The sequence below is a fragment of the Rhodoluna sp. genome (assembly GCF_044232805.1).
GTDB lineage: Bacteria > Actinomycetota > Actinomycetes > Actinomycetales > Microbacteriaceae > Rhodoluna.
Genome location: NZ_JBIILG010000053.1, coordinates 1 through 6,467 on the forward strand (window position 1 = coordinate 1; position 6,467 = coordinate 6,467).

General features: G+C 49.4%; 8 protein-coding genes. 4 read left to right on the forward strand and 4 right to left on the reverse strand.

Features of this window, described 5'->3' with window-relative positions; translation table 11 throughout:
* From AC9UES_RS06130 to AC9UES_RS06145, 4 genes are all read left to right on the forward strand, one after another.
* On the forward strand, window positions 1-535 hold a 535-nt coding region (locus AC9UES_RS06130), incomplete at its 5' end, for a GntR family transcriptional regulator (RefSeq protein WP_509527687.1).
* 200 nt (window positions 536-735) lie between these two features.
* A complete protein-coding gene (locus AC9UES_RS06135; protein WP_509527689.1) occupies window positions 736-1,704 on the forward strand; it encodes a substrate-binding domain-containing protein in 969 nt (322 codons plus the stop codon).
* A gap of 93 nt (window positions 1,705-1,797) precedes the next feature.
* Entirely contained in the window at window positions 1,798-2,841 is a 1,044-nt protein-coding gene (locus AC9UES_RS06140) for an ABC transporter permease (protein ID WP_509527691.1), read from the forward strand.
* Window positions 2,838-3,620 carry an ATP-binding cassette domain-containing protein gene (locus AC9UES_RS06145; RefSeq protein ID WP_509527693.1) on the forward strand — a complete coding sequence of 261 codons (783 nt, stop codon included), beginning with the start codon at window positions 2,838-2,840 and terminating at the stop codon, window positions 3,618-3,620. The genes AC9UES_RS06140 and AC9UES_RS06145 overlap by 4 nt, the downstream gene beginning before the upstream one ends.
* Window positions 3,621-3,675: 55 nt before the next feature.
* On the opposite strand, the gene AC9UES_RS06150 is transcribed toward AC9UES_RS06145, so the two are convergent.
* The 4 genes from AC9UES_RS06150 to AC9UES_RS06165 form a co-directional block, all read right to left on the reverse strand.
* Window positions 3,676-4,560 carry a sugar phosphate isomerase/epimerase family protein gene (locus AC9UES_RS06150; protein ID WP_509527695.1) on the reverse strand — a complete coding sequence of 295 codons (885 nt, stop codon included), beginning with the start codon at window positions 4,558-4,560 and terminating at the stop codon, window positions 3,676-3,678.
* A complete protein-coding gene (locus AC9UES_RS06155; RefSeq protein ID WP_509527697.1) occupies window positions 4,561-5,496 on the reverse strand; it encodes an NAD(P)-dependent oxidoreductase in 936 nt (311 codons plus the stop codon).
* 36 nt (window positions 5,497-5,532) lie between these two features.
* Entirely contained in the window at window positions 5,533-6,297 is a 765-nt protein-coding gene (locus tag AC9UES_RS06160) for an HpcH/HpaI aldolase family protein (protein WP_509527699.1), read from the reverse strand.
* A partial coding sequence (locus AC9UES_RS06165; protein WP_509527701.1) for a hypothetical protein occupies window positions 6,285-6,467 on the reverse strand: 183 nt, incomplete at its 5' end. The genes AC9UES_RS06160 and AC9UES_RS06165, both read right to left, overlap by 13 nt.

Here is a 6,467-nt window from a genome sequence, read left to right on the forward strand (position 1 = left end):
CTTGGTTCGCCGTCGCGGTCTTGGAACTCAAGTTGTGCATGGTCAGGTGACCCGCGGAGTTGAGCTCACATCGCTATTTGATGATCTTGAGCGAGCAGGAAGAAAACCATCAACCAAAATCGTTAAATTCCAACTTGTGCCGGCTGATGCAACGATTGCGCAGCAACTTGGTGTCGCTATCGGAGAAAAAGTTGTTTTCCTACACAGGGTGAGAAGTGCCGGGAAAACTCCAGTTGCAGTGATGCAAAACTGGATTCACCCGAGATTTGCGCACCTAACTGAGGGCGACGTTTCGAAGTCCGGCCTTTACGCTTGGCTTCGAACAAACGGGGCTTCAATCCAAGTTGCTAAACAAAAGATTGGCGCACGTCGCGCCAGCACAGAAGAATCGAACTTGTTGGAGATTGAAAAGAACTCACCAGTACTGACCCTGGATCGAACCGCATTTGATAACTCTGGGGTTGCGTTGGAGTATGGACAGCACTGCTATCGAACCGACTTGTATTCTTTTGAATTCACTATCGTTGAGCGCTAGTTACCTTACATAGAGCAAGCTTTGTACTAACTGGGGTCCCCTGGGTCTCTGGGACTCGCTTGAAAACACTGGGGTTCAGGCGGTTAGGTATCGTTTTTATAACGGGGTATGAATACGAGCTTAATTGTCCTTACAAAGCGGGATAATTATCAGCAGTCGGGTCTTTCCGACCATTTAAATGAAAACGAGAGGTTATCTCTATGAACATCAAGAAGCTAGCTGCTCTTGTTGCCGTTTCCGCGTTAGTACTAACCGGATGTGCAACAACCGCAGCAGAAGAAGAAACAGCAGCACCAGCAAGCGACTTCAAGATCTGTGTTTACACACACGGTGACGGTGGAGGTTTCTGGACTGTAGCACAAAAGGGTGCTGAGCAGGCCGGTGTTGACCTAGGTATCACAGTTGACTACCAGGGCTCAACAAACGACTCTGCAAAGCAGGCTCAGACAATTGAGGCTGGTATCGCAGGTGGCTGTGACGCAATCGCAGCTTCAGCTCCAGACCCAGGTGCAATCAAGGATGCAATGTTGGCAGCAGCTGCCGCTGGCATTCCTACAGTAACCATGAACTCTGGATCCGCAGTGTTCAAGGAGCTTGGTGCAATCACCCACGTTGGTCAGGATGAATTCATCGCTGGTCAAGAAGCCGGTCTTCGTTTCAACGAAGCTGGTTTGACAAAGATTCTTTGTCCTCTACAGGAAGCAGCAAACGTTGGTCTTGAAGAGCGTTGTGCAGGAGCAGCAGACACATTCGATGGTGAAGTTGTTAACTTCAACCTAGATGGCGGTCTTGCTGACCTTACAGCTGCATCTGCAAAGATCAAGGCTGCTTTGGAAGCTGACCCAACCTACGATGGCGTGTTCGCATTGAACGCTGACATCGCAGCGAAGGCAGTTCTACCAGCAGTTACTGACCTAGGTGTAGAGATGTACATCGGAACAGTTGACATGTCAGCTGAGGCTCTAGATGCTATTGAGGCCGGAACAATTGCTTTCGCAATTGACCAGCAGCAGTACGCACAGGGTTACCTATCCGTTGCATTGCTATACCTGAACCTAACCAACGGTCACACCCTTGGTGGAGGTCTACCTATGTACACCGGACCTGGCTTTGTTGACTCAACAAACGTCGCGACCGTTAAGGCACTGGTAGCAGCAGGTACTCGCTAGTCGTATCATAGAAACACAAGGCAGGTGGGCTAGAAGATTTTCTAGCCCACCTGTTTTCTAAATGAAACAAATTAGGAAACTGAGGATTCATTCATGGCAAACGCACTCAAAGACGAACGCGTTCAAAAAACTTCCCCTATAACAACTCTCCTAAGACGTCCAGAATTCGGTGCCCTGATGGGTGCGCTGGCGATCTTCTTATTGTTCTCATCGGTTGACACAACCGAAAACTTTGGCCAACCTGGCGGTATTGCCGGCTGGACCGACATCGCAGCTCCAATTGGAATTGTGGCGGTGTTCGTAGCCCTTCTTATGATCGGTGGCGAGTTTGACCTTTCCACTGGAGTAATGGTTGGAACCACAGGGCTTCTAACCGGAGTGCTAGTGACTGAACTCGGACTAGATCTTTGGACCTCGATTTTCCTGGTAATGGTTTTTGCTGCAGCGGTAGGACTTCTGAATGGCTGGCTGGTAGTTACAACTGGTTTGCCATCTTTCATTGTCACATTGGCTACATTCTTTGTTCTTCGCGGAGCGAACCTGGCTGTCACCAAGCAGTTCACTGGAACCGTTCGAGTGAGCCTTACCGAAGAGACAGCTAACTTCGACCAAGCCGCAGGGTTGCTTGCCAGCAAGATTGAATTTGCGGGAGCAAGCTTCCAGATTTCGATCCTCTGGTGGATCTTCTTCACCATCTTGGCTACCTGGATTTTGACCAGAACCAAATTTGGTAACTGGATTTTTGCATCCGGTGGAGATGCTAACGCGGCCCGTAACGCTGGAGTGCCTGTAATTAGAACCAAAATCATCTTGTTTGTGATGACCTCAATGGCCGCAGCTTTCGTAGGCATCATGTTCGTGCTTCGCCTAAAGGGTATGCAGGCCGGACAAGGTGTTGGAGTTGAGTTTTTCTACATCATCGCCGCAGCGGTAGGTGGAACACTACTTACCGGTGGTATGGGCTCAGCTATTGGAGCCTCTCTGGGTGCAGTAATTATGGGAATGGCCTACATCGGTATCCCTTACGCACTTTGGGATTCTGACTGGACATTCACCTTCCTAGGCCTGATCTTGTTCACAGCCGTATTGATTAATACCTTCGTAGGAAAAAGAGCAATGAAGGGACGAAAGAAATGACCGTAGCTTTAGAGCTAAAAAACGTAACCAAGCAGTTCGGAAGCGTTATTGCTATGACCGATGTGAGCATGGAGGTTACTTCGGGAAGCGTTACCTGTGTGCTTGGTGACAATGGTGCAGGTAAGTCAACTCTGATCAAGACGCTTTCAGGTGTTCATAAGGCAACAACCGGTGAGTTCCTGATGGATGGTCAACCGGTTGACTTTAATTCCCCAAGAGAAGCAATTGCCAAAGGTATTGCAACTGTTTACCAGGACCTAGCAACCATTCCGATGATGTCGGTATGGCGAAACTTCTTCCTCGGTAACGAGATCACCATAGGCTGGGGTCCTTTCCGGATGCTGAACATCAAGAAGATGAAGGCTCTTTCAAAGCAGCAACTGCTTGAGATGGGTATCGACCTTCGCGACACTGACCAGCCAATTGGAACCCTATCCGGTGGAGAGCGTCAGGCAGTAGCTATTGCCCGCGCTGTTTACTTCGGTGCCAAGGTGCTAATTCTTGACGAGCCAACCTCAGCACTGGGAGTTCGTCAGTCAGGAATCGTTTTGAAGTATGTTCTATCAGCCAAGGAAAGAGGTGTTGCAGTTGTATTTATTACTCACAACCCACACCACGCCTTCCTAGTTGGAGACCGCTTCTACCTTCTAAACCGAGGAAAGATGATCAACGAGTTCCAGCGCAAGAATGTAAAGCTGGACGAGTTGACCATGGCCATGGCTGGTGGAGCCGAGCTTGAAGCCCTAACCCACGAGATCTCTCAGGTAAAAGGTAAGTAACTTCTAGCCCAACGGCTGCCAGCTTTTAGTTGGTGGCCGTTTGGTATTTAAGGACTCAGGCAGCGAACTCGCTAGCCACCTTGTTTATGAACTCAACACTCATGGTTGCGTCACTGACTGGTCCAGAGCCAGCAGCCGGGTCTGCATCAACCACGTTATCTTGCTCGAGAGTGAACCAACCCTGGTAATTTGCGGCCATCAAGTTCTTGATAATCGATTTGACATCGACATCCCCCTGACCAAGAGGGGTATATAAACCTTGCTTCACAGCCTCGTAATACGAAAGCTGCCCGGACCTAACCTTCTCTGCAACTTTAAGATTTACATCCTTGAGGTGTGAATGCTGGATTCGATCTGAGTGGTCTTTCGAAAACTGTACTGGGTCCGTTCCGCCGATTAACATGTGTCCGGTGTCTAGACAAAACCCAATAGTTGTTCCAGCCAACACTTGCTCTATGTCTTCGCGGGTTTCAATTAGTGTTCCAACGTGAGGGTGGACTACTGCCTTCACGCCACGCTGTTTTGCAAGATCGGAAACTTTAGATAAGTTCTCGAACAAAGTGGCCCACTGCGAGGGTGTCAAGACTGGCTTGGTTGCGTCGTAGCCATCAACTCCAGTTGAAGCGGCTAGGACGAGAACCTCGGCGCCAGCAGCCTCATAGGAATCTAACTCAGCTGTCACGGCAGGTATTGGATCGTTAGTTGGATCATGCAGCAGGATCGGATAAAAGCCACCGATGGCTCTTATCTTGTGGTGTGATAGAAACTCGGCTTTTTGAAGAGGGTCTATCGGTAAAAACCCATCAGGACCAAATTCGGTAGCAGTCAGCCCGAGACTGCTCATCTCTGCTAACACTCTTTCCGGTGACATTTGGTATCCCCACCCAGGAACCTCGCAAACTCCCCAACTAATTGGTGCTCCAGCAATTTTTACCTGCATTTAGTTTTCTCCTCGCGTTTGATTTACAATCTCAACACTTCCCGTTTGATTGAAAAAATCCTTTACGGCCTGGGCCGCCGCGGCAAATGTTTGCTGCCTGGCACGGTGGCTTAGGCCCATAACGTGAGGGGTAAGAACTACGTTTGGGTGATTGAAGCACTCGTGAAATACCGCAGGCTCGGGATCAAAAGAATCTAAACCTAGGCCTGAAAGTTTCCCAGAATTAAGGGCTTCATTGGCGGCATCTAGATTAACCACTCCGCCTCGAGCGACATTGATGATTATGGAGTCTTGAGGCATGAGCTCAATTTCCCTCTTGGAAATCAAGTTACGAGTTTTCTTGTTGAGGGGAACGTGGACGGAAAGGAAGTTGGATTCTGACAACAGGGCATCCATGGATTCAGCTCTCAGGTTTTCTGGGACAACGGCAACAGGATCAAAAGCTAATACCCGCATCCCAAAAACTTGAGCCAGTTGGGCAACTCTGGATCCGATGCGTCCGAATCCTACAAGGCCAAGGGTTGAGCCCTCCAGGTCCCCTGGGACAATACCGTCACGGCTAGTCCATTGATCTTTTCTTACTAGTTCAGTTAGCGGGGAGAGTTTCTTGGAAAGCGAAAGCATCATGGCTAGTGCCCCTTCAGCTACGGCATTGGTGTTTGCCCCGGGGGTAATTGCAATCGAAACACCCCTGTCGGTAGCAGATACCAGATCCACCCGGTCAACGCCAACACCTGTCCGAACGGCAATCTTCAGCTTTGGCATTGATTCCAGTGCAGCTTTATCGAGGTAAAACTCCGCGCGAACAATTGCGCCATCAGCTTTTGCTAGATCTTGAGCAGTTGGTTCAGCAAGGAAAGTGAATTGGGGTCCTAGCAATTCTTGCGTTTGATTGGCAGGTACTGGTCCAAGGCCGACAATTAGAAATTCAGCCATTTCGAAATCCAGAAGAAGCCAAGAGAGTCTGCATTGCTAGTTGTTTCGAATAGCTTCTATTTGAGACTTGAAGGCCTGAAGTAACGAAGTTGAATCCGATCCCAGAGCCAGAAAATCAAAACCTTGCTTTTCATAAGCTTTAGCATCCTGGGCTGAAGTGGCTAGTATTCCCAATGGCTTTTTGGCACTTCTGCAGTTTTCAAGAACCGAAGCTATGGCTGATTGAAACACTTCAGAACTGTAATCTCTTGATACACCAAGCGAGTAAGAAAGATCCAACGGCCCAATAAAAAGTGCGTCTACTCTCTTGTTTTTTACCAATTCAGCAATTTCATTAACGGCAAAGCGAGTCTCCACCTGGACTATGGCAACTGGATCTGCTTCCACGAGAGCCTTTTGGTCAGCACCCCAAGACGCGCTCCGGTTGTAGCTGGCAACGCCTCTGGAGCCTTTGGGAGGGTAATCCAATGCAGTTAGCGCGTGATCTAAATCCTCAAATGAAGAAATTCTCGGAATCATGATTCCGGCCGCACCCCGATCTAGCGCACGAGAAATATTCTCTGCCGAAGGCGAGCTCACCCGAGCAACTACTGGACCATCGAATGCCACTACCGCCCTGGCCAAATCAGAATATTCATTCTCGCCATGTTCAAGATCGGAAATGACCCAGTCAAAACCAGCCAGCGCTGCCAACTCATAAGAAATGGTGCTGGGTATGCCAATAAAAGTGCCGAGGCTCTTTCCAGCTTGGAGACTGGCACGCAGTTGCCTCTGAAGTTCAGGTGCTTTTAGCCGTGCCATCGTTGAGTACCCAATCCTTCGTTGTATTCGGCTCGTGCCGCGGTAAGCCAGGGCTGGTCTGATACTTCCGCAGGAGCAACATCCCACCAAAGTCCAGCCCCGGGCAGGCTAACGTGAGGGATCGTTGGAACAACAATTACTACGGGCCCAGAAGCAGTTCTGGTTTCGTC

Excerpts from the sequence above, each read along its gene's own strand:
- AC9UES_RS06140 (WP_509527691.1), top strand. The coding sequence starts at position 1,798 with ATGGCAAACGCACTCAAAGACGAACGCGTTCAAAAAACTTCCCCTATA.
- AC9UES_RS06160 (WP_509527699.1), bottom strand. The coding sequence starts at position 6,297 with ATGGCACGGCTAAAAGCACCTGAACTTCAGAGGCAACTGCGTGCCAGT.
- AC9UES_RS06145 (WP_509527693.1), top strand. The coding sequence starts at position 2,838 with ATGACCGTAGCTTTAGAGCTAAAAAACGTAACCAAGCAGTTCGGAAGC.
- AC9UES_RS06135 (WP_509527689.1), top strand. The coding sequence starts at position 736 with ATGAACATCAAGAAGCTAGCTGCTCTTGTTGCCGTTTCCGCGTTAGTA.
- AC9UES_RS06155 (WP_509527697.1), bottom strand. The coding sequence starts at position 5,496 with ATGGCTGAATTTCTAATTGTCGGCCTTGGACCAGTACCTGCCAATCAA.
- AC9UES_RS06150 (WP_509527695.1), bottom strand. The coding sequence starts at position 4,560 with ATGCAGGTAAAAATTGCTGGAGCACCAATTAGTTGGGGAGTTTGCGAG.